15 protein-coding genes are annotated in these 14,177 nt (G+C 45.0%); 4 read left to right on the top strand and 11 right to left on the bottom strand.

Annotated elements, in window-relative coordinates; genetic code table 11:
• Nucleotides 1–2: 2 nt before the first annotated feature.
• A complete protein-coding gene (locus tag KNO90_RS08635) occupies nt 3–800 on the bottom strand; it encodes an NAD kinase (protein ID WP_214739828.1) in 798 nt (265 codons plus the stop codon).
• An 11-nt stretch (nt 801–811) separates the two neighbouring features.
• Complete coding sequence (gene yjbM / locus KNO90_RS08630; RefSeq protein ID WP_214739826.1) at nt 812–1,456, bottom strand: GTP diphosphokinase; 645 nt, start codon at nt 1,454–1,456, stop codon at nt 812–814.
• A 109-nt stretch (nt 1,457–1,565) separates the two neighbouring features.
• Here yjbM and KNO90_RS08625 point away from each other — a divergent pair, with 109 nt between their 5' ends.
• Both KNO90_RS08625 and KNO90_RS08620 read left to right on the top strand, forming a co-directional pair.
• The gene (locus KNO90_RS08625) at nt 1,566–2,147 is read left to right on the top strand and encodes a CYTH domain-containing protein (RefSeq protein ID WP_214739824.1); all 582 of its coding nucleotides are present in this window, start codon (nt 1,566–1,568) and stop codon (nt 2,145–2,147) included.
• An 86-nt stretch (nt 2,148–2,233) separates the two neighbouring features.
• The gene (locus KNO90_RS08620; protein WP_214739822.1) at nt 2,234–3,007 is read left to right on the top strand and encodes a DsbA family protein; all 774 of its coding nucleotides are present in this window, start codon (nt 2,234–2,236) and stop codon (nt 3,005–3,007) included.
• 203 nt (nt 3,008–3,210) lie between these two features.
• Here KNO90_RS08620 and pepF read toward each other — a convergent pair whose 3' ends face one another.
• From pepF to cls, 3 genes are read right to left on the bottom strand one after another with little or no spacing between them, the layout of a single operon-like run.
• On the bottom strand, nt 3,211–5,013 hold the full coding sequence (gene pepF, locus KNO90_RS08615; RefSeq protein ID WP_214739820.1) for an oligoendopeptidase F: 1,803 nt from the start codon (nt 5,011–5,013) through the stop codon (nt 3,211–3,213).
• Nucleotides 5,014–5,035: 22 nt separating this feature from the next.
• Nucleotides 5,036–6,091 (bottom strand): competence protein CoiA, encoded by a 1,056-nt coding sequence (locus KNO90_RS08610; RefSeq protein WP_215113452.1) that lies wholly within the window; start codon nt 6,089–6,091, stop codon nt 5,036–5,038.
• Between the two features lie 12 nt (nt 6,092–6,103).
• Nucleotides 6,104–7,615 carry a cardiolipin synthase gene (cls, locus tag KNO90_RS08605; RefSeq protein ID WP_214739816.1) on the bottom strand — a complete coding sequence of 504 codons (1,512 nt, stop codon included), beginning with the start codon at nt 7,613–7,615 and terminating at the stop codon, nt 6,104–6,106.
• Nucleotides 7,616–7,698: 83 nt separating this feature from the next.
• Here cls and KNO90_RS08600 point away from each other — a divergent pair, with 83 nt between their 5' ends.
• On the top strand, nt 7,699–8,424 hold the full coding sequence (locus KNO90_RS08600) for an SDR family NAD(P)-dependent oxidoreductase (RefSeq protein WP_215113451.1): 726 nt from the start codon (nt 7,699–7,701) through the stop codon (nt 8,422–8,424).
• A 40-nt stretch (nt 8,425–8,464) separates the two neighbouring features.
• On the opposite strand, the gene KNO90_RS08595 is transcribed toward KNO90_RS08600, so the two are convergent.
• The 4 genes from KNO90_RS08595 to KNO90_RS08580 all read right to left on the bottom strand — a co-directional run bounded on the left by KNO90_RS08595 (nt 8,465) and on the right by KNO90_RS08580 (nt 11,306).
• On the bottom strand, nt 8,465–9,697 hold the full coding sequence (locus KNO90_RS08595; RefSeq protein ID WP_214739812.1) for a DUF2254 domain-containing protein: 1,233 nt from the start codon (nt 9,695–9,697) through the stop codon (nt 8,465–8,467).
• 65 nt (nt 9,698–9,762) lie between these two features.
• Entirely contained in the window at nt 9,763–10,419 is a 657-nt protein-coding gene (mecA, locus tag KNO90_RS08590; protein ID WP_214739810.1) for an adaptor protein MecA, read from the bottom strand.
• 171 nt (nt 10,420–10,590) lie between these two features.
• A complete protein-coding gene (gene spxA, locus KNO90_RS08585; protein ID WP_015881217.1) occupies nt 10,591–10,989 on the bottom strand; it encodes a transcriptional regulator SpxA in 399 nt (132 codons plus the stop codon).
• Nucleotides 10,990–11,168: 179 nt separating this feature from the next.
• On the bottom strand, nt 11,169–11,306 hold the full coding sequence (locus tag KNO90_RS08580) for a hypothetical protein (RefSeq protein ID WP_015881216.1): 138 nt from the start codon (nt 11,304–11,306) through the stop codon (nt 11,169–11,171).
• 222 nt (nt 11,307–11,528) lie between these two features.
• On the opposite strand from KNO90_RS08580, the gene KNO90_RS08575 reads away from it, so the two are divergent.
• Nucleotides 11,529–12,062 (top strand): HD domain-containing protein, encoded by a 534-nt coding sequence (locus tag KNO90_RS08575; RefSeq protein WP_214739807.1) that lies wholly within the window; start codon nt 11,529–11,531, stop codon nt 12,060–12,062.
• A 76-nt stretch (nt 12,063–12,138) separates the two neighbouring features.
• Here KNO90_RS08575 and KNO90_RS08570 read toward each other — a convergent pair whose 3' ends face one another.
• Nucleotides 12,139–13,089, bottom strand: a complete 951-nt coding sequence (locus KNO90_RS08570; protein ID WP_214739805.1) for an ABC transporter ATP-binding protein — start codon at nt 13,087–13,089, stop codon at nt 12,139–12,141.
• Nucleotides 13,089–14,162, bottom strand: coding sequence for an ABC transporter ATP-binding protein (locus KNO90_RS08565; protein WP_026826410.1), 1,074 nt, complete (start codon nt 14,160–14,162; stop codon nt 13,089–13,091). The genes KNO90_RS08570 and KNO90_RS08565 overlap by 1 nt, the downstream gene beginning before the upstream one ends.
• Nucleotides 14,163–14,177 lie beyond the last annotated feature (15 nt).

Here is a 14,177-nt window from a genome sequence, read left to right as displayed (position 1 = left end):
CGTTACTTTCCTTCCTCGATGAACGATTCGCGAACCCGGCGCCAAAATGGGAATGGCCGGAAACGAGCGAACGTCACTTTTTCTTTTGCGACCGCACACCGAATGGAGACGACATCTGACCAAGACAGCGCTTCTTGATGATCAAACGCCAATTCAAACTCAGTTTTCGTATGCGGTTGGATCTTCACTTGATGATGTTTCGGCAAAAGGAGCGGTGCCCCAATCGTCCGATACACCAGGTTGTTGATCGATGCCATCTCGGTCACTTGAATGGCTTCGATCGATGGATGAACAATCGCCCCTCCAAGTGCCTTGTTGTAGGCGGTCGATCCAGATGGGGTCGAAATGCATAGTCCATCTCCACGGAACGTTTCAAAGTAATCATCTCGAATCGATAAATCGCAGACGAGCGTTCGCTTGTAATTCTTAATCGTACAGTCATTCATCGCCAACTGACGGTCCGTCTTTCCGTTCTCATAATCAATGAGCACTTCGACGAGCGGATACGATACTGGTTCAAATGATTCACTCGTGATCATCTCCGTCAGCTCATCCAACTCATCCGGTTGCCAATCGGCATAAAAGCCGAGGTGTCCGGTATGAATTCCGACAAGAAGGGTTTCATCCAGACGGTCAATGTATTTATGAAACGCCTGCAACATCGTCCCATCCCCTCCGACCGAAACCACAATGCGTGGTTCCTCAGAAAGCGTATGCCCCGCCGCTTCAAGTTTTTCAGTCAGTTCTTGGGTAATCTCCGCTGATCGCGCATCTCCCCTCGATACAATCGCAAACTGCATACCGGTTCCCCCTAGTTCTCGTCTGTTTTCACGTTCATTTCTTTATCTCGAAACACTTGCTGCGCGTCTTGAATCTCGACACGGAGTTGACTCATCTCGGCATCAAGGAGAAAGGCCGCCTCCGCTGCACGTCTTAATCGTTCTTGTACTTCAAGAGGCATGTCGCCATCATATTTATAATTTAAAGAATGTTCGATTGTCGCCCAAAAGTTCATTGCGAGCGTGCGGATTTGTACTTCGACAAGCGTCGGAATCTCGCCATGAATCGTCTGGACCGGATATTTGATAATCACATGATACGATCGATAGCCCGAATCTTTCTGATGGGTAATATAATTTCGTTCTTCCACTATTTTAAAATCTGTTCTCCGATGAAGCAAATCCAAAACGTGAACGATATCATCGACAAACTGACACATGATTCGTAATCCCGCAATATCCTGCATGTCGGTCGCCAGTTCATGCTCGGCAATATTCTTTCGCTTTGCTTTCTCGAGGATGCTACCGACCGGTTTCACTCGACCTGTGACAAACTCAATCGGAGAATGGTCATTTTGCGACTTAAATTGCTTCCGAACGGCTTTTAATTTGACTTTTAACTCGTCTACCGCAATTTGATACGGTACTAAAAACTGATCCCAGTTCACTGATTGCATACGCTGTCACCACTTTCGTTCTTTTCCGGAAAAAACGTGTCCTTTCCGTATGTATCCGTTTGTATGGTATCATAAACGAACAATTGTTCATAGAATGGAGCGATGATTCATGACCCAAGAAGTGGAAATTGAATTTAAATCAATGTTGACGAAAGAAGAATACGAGACGCTTCTTCAAGCCTATCAACTTAAAGACCAAGTTCGTTGGCAAGCAAATGACTATTTCGACACACCATCTTTTCAGTTAAAGGAAAACGGGGCAGCGCTTCGAATCCGCGAAAAGAAACAAGGCCAAGTGTTAACATTAAAACAGCCGAACGAGGTCGGGCTACTTGAGACACACGCCATGATCACCGAAGAAGAGGCAGAAGATTTATTTAAATATGGGATTATCCATGACGTTCAAATGAAACAAGCACTTGCTCCGTTTCAACTGAATGCACCACTTGAACATCTTGGGCGACTCGAGACGAACCGGGCAGAGCTTCAGACAGAAGACGGTCTCCTCGTATTGGACGAAAGCCATTATTTGGAGACAACTGACTATGAAATAGAATTTGAAGTGACAAATGAGGAAGCCGGTCAACGCGCGTTTGAACAACTCCTAGCGGAACACAAATTACCTTATCGTCCTGCAAAAAATAAAATTGTTCGATTCATGGAATTAAAAATGAGTCGTTCTGAAGGTTGAGCAGATACATTGCCAACCTTTTTTTTAGGTTGCTACAATGAGTTTACAACGTTAAATGATTTTTTTGACGAGAGGAGGCGACACAAATGGAACTTGAACAATGTAATGGGTCATCCTGTTCATTGGAAGAAACTCCTATTCAAGTAACGTATAAACCATTGGAGTTATTCTATTTCATGGACATCTCGAGTCCTGAGAATTTCCACGTGATGACACTGATTAAAAAATTGGAGATTGAATACGGACATGTGATTCGATTCCGCATGGTCTCTACGGTTCCTAGCTGTGTTGGCGGATGTCAGGAAGAAGTTCGCCTTCTCACCATGATTAAAGCACTGGAATTGCAAGGGAAACGACATGCGATGCGCTTCTTGCGTCATTTACATGTAAATGATTTATTCTCTTCGAAACAACCCGACCCGATTGATTTATGGGAAATCGCACGCTCTTTTGAAGAGTACGGTCTTGATTTAAGTGAACTCGAAGCCGATCTTCAATCGAATCAGCTCTTGAACGCACTAGCTGTCGACCATCAAGTGTTGAAAGATTGGGAGATTGATTCATTGCCTGCACTAACGTTCGTAACTCGCGATGAGGCATTGAAGATTGAAGGGGTTTACCCTTACGACGTTTATCAATCGGTCATGACAGAATTGCTAGGATATAGTCCTATCCGTTCGACCGACTGGGACGTAGCGAAAGTATTGGCACGATACGATGCCTCCACGATCACAGAACTTTCGTATATTCTTGACTTGGACAAAACGGTGATTGAACGTGAACTGAAAAAGCTTTCCCTACAGCAACGCTGCCGTCCTGTACCAGGATGTAGCGGTGAGGCGTGGGCTCAAACAAAATAAAAAGAACCCCACGGCCGGGGAGCCGTGGGGTTTTTGACGTCTCAAGCGGGGACAAGAGTCGTCGAACCTTGTGGCCCGGGGAAGGCCTACAAGATGGGAGAAAGTTTACGGTCAATAAAGGGGTTTGTGATTGATTTCACACTTATAATATACCTAGTGTGCAATCATCTGACAACTACTTTGTGTACATTGTCACATATTGTTCACGAGAACAATAATGATTCCATTTCATCGAGAACCGCTTCGAACTGATCGAGTGCTTTCAGTACCGGTTCTTTCGTCGTCATGTCGACGCCAGCTGCTTTTAATACTTCAATCGGATAGTCACTAGAACCCGCCTTCAAGAAGTTATCGATGTAACGACGAACGGCTGGCTCCCCTTCTTCTAAAATCTGTTGCGACAACGCGGCAGATGCTGAGATCCCTGTCGCATATTGATAGACATAGTAGTTGTAATAGAAGTGTGGGATTCGTGCCCATTCGTATGAAATTTCTTCATCGACGACAATCTCATCTCCGAAATAGCGTTTATTCAACTCGAGGTAAGTTTCATTTAAGTACTCCGGGGTGAGCGATACGCCTTCTTGAGCAGCTTGATGAATCATGTGTTCAAATTCAGCGAACATCGTTTGACGGAACAATGTCCCACGGAACGTTTCAAGCTGATTGTTCAGCAAGTAGAGACGCTCCTCTTTCGCTGTTCTTGTTTTCAAGAGATGGTCGTTCAACAACGCTTCGTTCGTCGTCGATGCGACTTCTGCCACAAAGATTGAGTAGTCCCCGTACGGATATGGTTGTGATGTACGTGTGTAATGGCTGTGGACAGAGTGCCCGAACTCGTGTGCGAGCGTGAAGAGGTTATTGACGTTATCCTGCCAGTTCATAAGAATGAACGGCTGTGTATCATATGCCCCTGACGAGTAAGCGCCGCTACGCTTGCCGCGCGTTTCTCGAACGTCGACCCAACGTGAGGAAAGACCGTCTTTTATGATTTGGACGTACTCCTCACCAAGTGGTGCCAAGCCATCCACCATCCATTGTTTCGCTTCCTCATACGATACTTTCATCTCGACATCTTTGACGAGCGGTGTGTAGAGGTCATACATATGAAGCTCATCTAATCCGAGCGCACGCTTCCGTAGCGCGACATAGCGATGTAGCAAGTCAAGTCGTTCGTTCACCGCTTCCACGAGGCCGTCGTATACAGACTCTGGAATCGCATTCTGATGGAGTGCTGACTGTCTCGCACTTTCAAACTTGCGCACAGTCGCATAGAAGTTATCTTTCTTCACACTTCCTGACAATGTTGAGGCGAACGTGTTCAAATATTGCGCATACGTTCCATACATTGCTTTAAATGCGCCTTCACGAACGCTACGGTCCGCCGATTCGAGGAACGTGATATATCGACCGTGCGTCAACTCGACCTCTTCGCCTTTTTCATTTTTCACTTTCGGGAATTTCAAATCTGCATTGTTGAGCATACCGAACGTCGAACTCGATTGACCGAGCACATCTCCCGCTTGTGCAAGAATCGCTTCCTCTGCTTCCGTCAATACGTGCGGACGTTCTTGCGCCAACTCGTCGAATGCATGACGGTATACACGAAGTGCGTCATTCTGTTCCATAAAGGCTTCGATTTGCGCTTCTTCGATGGATAAAAGTTCAGGCGTCATGAATGCGAGTTGGGCTGAGATTTGTGATGCGAGTGACCCAGCACGATCATTCAGTGCCTGATAGTGGCTGTTCGCCGTATCTTCGTCATAACGCATATGTGCATACGTGTATAGCTTATGTAGCATGCGAGAAAGTTCGTCCCGAAGCTGTAACGCATCGTATAGCGTCTCCGCCGACTCACCAAGTTTTCCTTTAAATCCGATTAACGCCGGTACTTTCTCTTTGAGTGCTTGAAAATCCGATTCCCAAGCTTCATCGTTGCTATAGATCGTCTCTAGGTTCCACGTTTCTTCCACTGGAACTTGTTGTCTAGTCAATACGTCTGACATACGTACACTCCCCTTGTGCTAGTTAAGTCGATTGATCAATCAATCGCTGAAGTCCTTGAAACATGCGTGTATCTTGATATCTCGCTTCTTCATATGAATGTGGAAGCGGCCATGACCTGACGTCACAAGATAGACGACATGCATTCAAGAGTTGTTTCCATTGTACATGAAACGACTGGGAAAAGTCGCTTGTCGGTGTCACTCCAAACTGACGACATGTCTTTTCAATACTCCATTCGACTGAATCCTTTGGTGACTCGTACCGATTCAAATACAGGACGGTCTGAAACGCGATCGGATGAATCCGAACTCCCCATAGCGATGTGAGCGGGAGATAACAGCCAGATGGTAAAAGTGATGGAAGTAGACCGAGTGTATAGAGTCGATTTAAGATCAGATTCCGATTCTGAGGAGAAGGATAGAGTGGCGTCATCCGGTTACGACGAATCATCTCCATCCACTCGTGCGCGTGAAATCGATAGTATGCCTCAAATGGCATCGTCTCCACAGAAGAGGTGACATTCCAATTCCCTTGTCCATATTTAATCGAAGTGGGGAAACCATTAAAACGTACTAACGAACCATTGTTTACAGTCAGAAGCATGTGCCTTCTTGAGAGTTCAAGGCGCATCCACGGTTGAAAAGATTGATTCATTTTCAAATCCATTCCGCTTGCGAGCCAAATCACGTCTAGCCCCGCGCGTCTATAATCAATCGTTCGTTCGTTATACTCTTCCGGTCGTAATGGGGACGCCTGAATCTCAAATACGGTGGTCTTCCCATCTATCGTGGTGATAACGTCTGCTCGACGATTCCCAATCGTCACCTCTTGCTCGACAGGATACCCCCTCTCTTGAAGCCACTGGCATACTGCCCATTTATCCTGATGATGCGGGACGGATTCAGCTCTTCCGCAAGTGTGAAGATGCGCAAAATGTAGCCGTCGCTTTGCTCCTTGCTTCACAATCAACATTTCCTGACAAGTCGGACATCGAAAAGGAGCAAGTTGCTCTGCTCGCATCCGATTTAATGTAAAGGAATCAATGATATCCCCTTCCCGATCGATTGCAAACCGCAACTTGCTCCCCCCTCACAATAGTGGTGAAAACATTCTAGCCAATGATTCTACGAGTTTGATAAAGAATGAACGCTTCGCGAATTCGTCTAAGACGAGTTCGTGAGACCCTTCAAAATCATGATATAAGTCTTGTTTCAACTGATGAACGGAATTCGTATTATAAAGAAGTGCATTGACCTCAAAGTTCAAATGGAAGCTCCGGAAGTCCATGTTTGCCGTCCCGATTGTAGCCAATCCATCGTCGACGACGATGACTTTTGAATGCATGAATCCTTTCTCGTAGAGATAGATTTTCACCCCAGCGAGTAACAGCTCTTCGTAATAGGATCGACTCGCGTAGAAAACAATCTTATGATCCGGATAGCTCGGCAAGACGATGCGGACATCAATTCCTGATAATGACGCCGTCTTTAAGGCACTCATGATGTCTTCATCTGGAATCAAATAAGGCGACGAAATATAGACGGACTTTTTCGCAGCATTGATGAGCGAAAAGTATATGGATTTCATCGTCTCATATGGTTCATCCGGTCCACTCGCTACGATTTGAACACCTCCGCTCGCGCTTCGTACCGTTTCAAGCGGTTCTAAATAAAACGGAGTGAACAGGCGTTCTCCCGTCATGTAGTACCAATCTTGCAAGAAGATCAATTGTAGCTCAGACACCCCTTCTCCTCTGACGTAAAGGTGGGTATCTCGCCAAAAACCAAACTTAGAGTGTTCGCCTAAATATTCATCTCCGACGTTCAAGCCACCCGTGAATGCCTCCGTGCCATCAATCACGACGATCTTACGATGATTTCGATAGTTCGTCTTACTCGACACGAGCGGAAGGACGACCGGAAAGAACGCCTTCACTTGAACTCCTGCCTGCTTCATCTCTTCAAAGAAAGAACCGCTCGTGTGAATCGAACCGACCGCATCATATAAAAATCGGACCTCGACCCCGGACTTCGCTTTTTCAATTAAGATTTGCTGAATTTCCCGAGAAATACGATCTTCTCGAAAGATATAATATTCAAGATGGATATGACGCGATGCTCCTTTTAAAGCAGGGATTAGCTTCGAAAACTTCTCTCGGCCGTTCGTTAATATCTGCGTATACGTATTGGACGAGACAGGTAGCTGGTTCAAGGAAGACGTGAGATGCAGCAACTTCTCATAGTCGTCATGTGCGAACATGAGTGAAGGAGACAATGTCATCGCCTTTTGGCGATAGGCCAAGTACGTCTCTTCATCGAGCATCGCTTTTTCTTTAAACATTCGCTTCCGGCGATAATTCTGACCGAATACGAAATAGGCGAATAATCCGATGACGGGAAATCCAATCATGACGATTGCCCAAATGAGCGTTCGCTGTGGATTCCGATTTTCAAGTAAAATCACCAACAAAATGCTGAACGTAGTCAAAAAGACGAGAATCGAGAAGAGCCCGATCACTTGTGAGCTCCAGTAATACGATAATATCGCAATGAGTCCTGCGAGCAAAATAAGGGAAAAGAGTACTTGTATGCGTCGCAACATATTATAACCTGACCTCGTTTCTGTCATGTATTATCATTAATTATACATCGTAACGCCAATTTTTTGAGGGGAGCGAATGAATTATGGGGACTTTTCTAATCACAGGTGCGACAAGCGGGATTGGACGCGCCGTCGCCTTGCAGTTATCCGAGAAAGGACATCATGTCTTTGGAATCGGTCGTGATGAGGCTCGAGGTGCAGCACTCGAGGCTGATTCAAATGGACAAGCGACGTTCGTTCGATGTGATCTCACATCATCAGAAGACATCGAACGTCTCTTTATCCATTTAAAAGAGCAAGGCGTGACGTTGAACGGATTGTTCAACAATGCCGCCACGTTTGGTAGACCGGGCACTCCCGAACGGCTGACTCAAGAAAGTTATACGGAAGTATTTGACGTCAACCTTTACGCCCTTAACACGGTCACACAGCGCGCCATCCCTTTGTTTGACCACGGTGCAAGCGTCGTCAACAACGCCGCCATCGTGGGACATGTTAAATTCCCACCGATGCTCGCTCATTATGCCGCTTCTAAGGCAGCTGTCATCGCACTGACTAAAACGTTCGCACATCGTATGAAAGGAAAAGTTCGATTCAACGCCGTTTGTTTCGGTCCGGTCGATACACCGCTCAGTCACAAGCTCTACGGGGGCGAAGCAAAATTCAAGGAAGCCATGAATCATCATTTCCGGGGACATGCCGCTCTTCCTGAAGAGGTCGCACCCGTCGTTGAATTTTTATTGACCGATGCCTCCACCTATATTAACGGACAAGCCATTACCGTCGATGGCGGATACACCCTCTCTTGAATAGAGACCACCTCTTCTTCATTGAAAAGGTGGTCTCTATTTATGCCTTCAATTGTTTTGCTCGATTCATCTTATTTTGTAAATAGCGCTTTTCTTTCGAGTGTAAATCATCCCACGCGATCACATCTTCAAAATAATCAATCATCTCATTGAATGTTGAATCTAATGTTTCATGTGCTTTTAGACGGGCCATTCGGATCGCCTCGAACACAGCTCCCATCACGAAGATATCTCGACTCGCATATGTCTGCATAGGTGACAAGGATTCAAACAGAATCGTTTCAAGCGCTTTACGTTTCACATGCCAATCTGACGTCCCGTTTGAATAGAGAAAATCGCCATCCGGCAATTCACAAAGTTCCCGCAAAATGTCGCCGATGTAATGAATGGCATGAATCGCTGTATTCGGATCATTAATTCCAGGTGAAATTCCTCGTAGTGCGATCTCACTTAATTTTTCAATCGCGAAAGACGGATCTTGCATCGAAGAGCGGACTTCCCCAATCTCAAACAGTTCAATATCCGGCGCGTCTTCGCCTTTCCAATATCCGAGCAAATCACCTTTGGCGACGAAATCTCCGACAGCTACGATGGATTCGAAGTCCGTTTCACAGTCGCCTTGCTTTTCTCGCAAGAACAAGCGGACATACCCTGTCTGAGGAGCCATAAGTGCTTTTCCTTCGAACGAATGAACCGTTCGAGGTAATACGAGATGAACGTCATCTGACTCGATGGCATCTTTTTGCTCGCTAATCACCGATAAGGCCTCTTTATGTAATGTTGATAACAGACGTTCCGCCTGAATTGATATACTGATCGTCTGGATAAATTTCACGAATGCCCAAATGGAACCGATGACCAAGAGTACGCTGATTCCCGAAGACAAGACGACCCCTTCATCAGCCGTACGAACAAGAAATAAATTGGAGATTCCATATACCGTCGTCATGATAAAAAGACCAAGCGTGTGCTTAGCGGCTGTGTTTGTTAAAAAATTATTGATGGTTCTCGGAGAAAATTGGGAAGAATACGTCGTCAAGACGACTAAGATTGTAGAAAAACTGAACGTCATCATCGTCATGAGACTTGTGAACGTAGAAGATAATACAGATGCAGCGGAATCTAAATCTAGATAAATAAAGTCCGGTAGCAAATCACGGAAGAAATCACCGAATAATTGCGTCAAAGCTGTAAGCACGATTCCCCCTGCACCATATAGGAACGGAACAAACCATGCACTCTCATCAAGTAATAATCGAATTCGTCTCACCATACCAACACCTCTTTACCCTTCGTTTTTGAAAAAATCGCCTGTCCGATTGAACAGGCGATGAATCATTAGAAATAGTGACGCACTTTCGCAAACACGTCGCCATCGAGAATGAGTTTCCCATACTCTTCAAGCATTGGTTGCGTCTGTGTACTAAACGATAAATATTCTGCCAAGAGACTAAGTGCGTTCTCCTCGTCTTCAGGTTCCATTTCGTCCGGGAACTCCACCCACAAGTAATAACGGTCTTGATAATGATATAGTTTCAAATCCAAATCACTGTACGTGTCACCTGCACGTTTGCTCAGTGAAATGATTGCTTCAAAATCATTTGTTTCCATTGCGAGTGGTGCCCAAGCGTCCGCTTCCGCTTCGAGTTCGTCTAGTTCGCTCAATTGGTCGAGTACTGATTGTTGATCCCGTGCTTCATCAATCGCTGAGCGAAGAAGCGAACCGAGTTCAGAATCATCTTCATTATCCATCACATTTTTCGCAATAGTAACGGTTACTTCTAAACCTTTTTCAAAAGCTTGGACTTGAATCCATAGTGGACCATCAAACGAGATATCTTCACGTTCGTGAGCCTCGTCCATCATTTGCCAGAACAGTTGCTCGCCACGTTCTCGGTTGTACCATATTTCATCACGTGCGAAACCACGTTTTTCGATATCTACATACGTAATGAAAAATTTGACGGTATTGTCATTGATGCGCTCAATTTTCACGATTGTCCACTCCCTTCTCACCTCGCTCCCAATTCACATAAGGAGGAGAGGGGAAAATGTCTTGTTATCTTAGTACCCTTTTTGAAATCGTTCAATCTAAAGGAAGGGTTATATCTTTATTTTATAGGAAATAATCGATAATAAAAAGCACACTGCTTAGACAGTATGCTTTCATTCATTCACAAGTCGCTGTGCTTCTTGTAATTGGAATGTCCGAACTTTGCGTGGTAAGAATCGACGAATCTCATCTTCGTTATATCCAACTTGTAACCGTTTCTCATCAATAAGAATCGGACGGCGTAAAAGACCTGGATATTCTTGAATCAAATCATACAATTGTTGAAGTGAAAGAGCATCAACTGACACATCGATTTTAGAAAAGACTTTAGAACGAGTCGAAATAATCTCATCCGTTCCATCTTCTGTCATACGTAAGATTTGCTTAATCTCATTTAATGAGAGCGGTTCTGAAAATATGTTTCGTTCTGTAAACGGGATATCATGTTCTTCGAGCCAAGCTCGAGCCTTTCGGCAAGATGTGCAGCTTGGAGACGTATAAAGTGTGACCATTTTTCTTCCTCCCTGACCGAGTATGCGTCCATCTTTTTAGTGACTCTATTTGTATACCCAAAATCGCATCCACTTAATTATAATAATTCTTAATTATTGAAACTTCAATGATATTCTTTATCAATCGGATAAGAAAAGAGGACGCATTCTTCGTTGAATGCGACCTTGAACGACCTAACTTAAGACGCAGGGATTCGAGAAACCGGTTGAGACACCGTCTCTTTCCCTGGCTTAACTTGTAAGTCTTTCAACTTTTTCTTCAACACTTCTTTTAAAAGTCTCTTCTTCTCTCGTAGAACCTTATCACGTTCTTTCATGGCCTCTCACCCCCATAAAGCGTAAAGAACCACCCGAGCATTACCGATTCTGAAAATCTTGAAGTTGCACTATATCTACAACTAAATTATAGCACATCCGTTTGTGAAATGTGAATCATTCTTACATGTACTTTTTTCATTTTCACATATATCATTTGCAATGATTCAAAAAAAACTGTATAGTTTATAGAAATAACCTTTTTATTTTTAAGGAGGAGAGCGATGATGAGAATCACATTAGAAACCATTATGAAACACCCAGTAACCCAAAAATATTTGACTCGATCTGGCTTAAAGCATGCAGTCGATGTATGTGAACGCGCTCTCGAAATGGCAACGAAACGTGGTCTCGATACGGATTTAGCGACGAAAGCTGCGCTACTTCATGATATTGGCCACTATGAATGGTATACAGAAGGTAAATGGAATTATGATTTGTATCGCCAAAACGATATCCATGCAATTAAAGGTGCGGAACGGGCACATAAATTACTCATTCGTCTCGGGGAAGACCCTGCTCGTGCCAAAGAGATTTCTGTCATGATTCTCTTGCATACTGATTCGTATCTACCACCAAGCCGAATTCAACGGACGCCACTTCAACAACTCGTTCACGATGCGGATACGTATGTTGAACAACCAGGTGGATTGCATCACTATGAAACAATGGAGATTGAAGATGCTTTGGCTCGTGTTCGTCAAATCGATGCCATTGTCGAACGACTCTCGAACTTGCCACGTATTTCGAACGCTTAATTCGTCACCTATTACACTAGGTGATTTTTTTGTACAAAAAATCCTGACCCAGTTATGGGATCAGGATTTTTTACGTTTATACGAGTTGTGCTTTATACGCTTCGTACTCTTCGTCCGTGAGCGAAACAAAATGTCCTGGCTCGACTTCGCGAAGTGGCGGAATGCTTGAATCTTCATCTGAACGTCCAACTGGACCTTTCGAAGTAGATTCATATACAATCCGTTTACGTGTACGTTCATGCTCCGGGTCTGGAAGCGGAATCGCTGAAAGAAGCGATTTCGTATACGCATGAATCGGGTTTTCGTAAAGACGATCTGCTGTCGCAAGCTCAACAAGGTGACCTTGATACATTACACCGATACGGTCAGAGATGTATTTAACCATCGACAAGTCATGGGCGATGAACAAATACGTCAAATCGCGATCACGTTGTAATTCTTTCATCAAGTTGACGACCTGTGCTTGAATCGAGACATCAAGTGCCGAGATTGGCTCATCGGCGATGATGAAGTCCGGTTCAACCGCAAGGGCACGGGCAATCCCGATACGCTGACGTTGACCACCTGAGAATTCGTGTGGGTAACGGCTAGCGTGCTCTTTCGTCAAACCGACAGTTTCAAGAAGGTCGTATACGCGGTTCATGCGATCTTCTTTCGTTTTCGCAAGACCATGAATATCGATTCCTTCAGCGATGATATCGGCAACCGTCATACGCGGGTTAAGCGATGCGTATGGGTCTTGGAAGATCATTTGCATAGCACGATTGAATTTCAACTTGTCTGCTTTCGACTTTTTGTCGTGTACGTTTTCGCCTTTGAACACGACATCGCCATCAGTCGCATCGTAAAGACCGATGATGGTACGTCCTGTCGTCGACTTCCCACAACCAGACTCACCTACAAGTCCGAGCACTTCACCTTTGTAAATATCAAATGTGATTCCGTCTACCGCTTTGACGACACGGCCACGGCCAATTTTAAAGTGCTGCTTCAGGTTTTTTACCTCGAGTAATTTCTCGCGTTCCATTATTCAGCACCACCTTTCGTAAACGATTTAGCGAACGCACTGTCCGGACGATATTTGAGAGCGAGTTCACGAATCGCACGTGGCGGATTCACTACTGGTGCTTGCGGGTGCAATAACCAACTTGAAGCAAAGTGTGTATCACTTACCTGGAACATCGGTGGCTCCTTCTCAAAATCAATCTTCATCGCGTAAGGGTTACGCGGTGCAAACGCATCTCCTTTCGGAGGGTCAAGCAAGTTTGGAGGCGTACCCGGGATTGCCGGTAACGCTTCATTGCGGTCATCTGTCGGACGCGGCATCGATCCGAGGAGTCCCCATGTATACGGATGACGTGGCTCATAGAAAATCTCATCTACCGTCCCTTTTTCAACAAGACGCCCAGCATACATAACTGCAACACGGTCAGCCATGTTCGCAACAACACCAAGGTCATGCGTGATGAAGATAATCGCTGTACCCGTCTTTTGTTGAATGTCTTTCAACAATTCAAGAATCTGCGCTTGAATCGTAACATCAAGTGCCGTTGTCGGTTCATCGGCAATCAATACTTTTGGATTACACGCAAGTGCAATCGCGATAACGATCCGTTGACGCATCCCACCAGAAAGTTGGTGTGGATATTGTTTTAAACGCGCTTCTGGGTTTGGAATCCCTACAAGCGTGAGAAGTTCGAGCGTACGTTTCTTCGCATCTTCACCAGTCAATCCTTGGTGCTGTTTCAACCCTTCTGCGATTTGTTTATAAATCGTCATCGTTGGGTTAAGTGATGTCATTGGATCTTGGAAGATCATTGCGATATCGCGACCACGAATTTTTAACATTTCTTTTTCCGAAAGCTTCGCCAAGTCTTTTCCTTCGAACATGATTTCTCCGTTCGTGATTTCACCTGGAGGGTTCGGAATGAGACGCATGATTGCCTTCGACGTAACGGATTTACCTGAACCCGATTCTCCTACGATGGCAAGCGTCTCGCCTTTTTTTAAATCAAACGAAACACCGCGGACGGCTTGAACCGTTCCGGCATATGTGTGGAACGAGACCTCTAAGTCTCGGACTGATAAAATCGTTTCCATGCACGAGTCCCCCTC

Origin of the sequence: Exiguobacterium sp. s63, from assembly GCF_018617335.1 — a bacterium.
In the GTDB taxonomy this organism is placed as follows: Bacteria; Bacillota; Bacilli; order Exiguobacteriales; family Exiguobacteriaceae; genus Exiguobacterium.
Note: the sequence above shows the minus strand (reverse complement) of the source record. Positions and strands in the feature narration are given on the sequence as shown.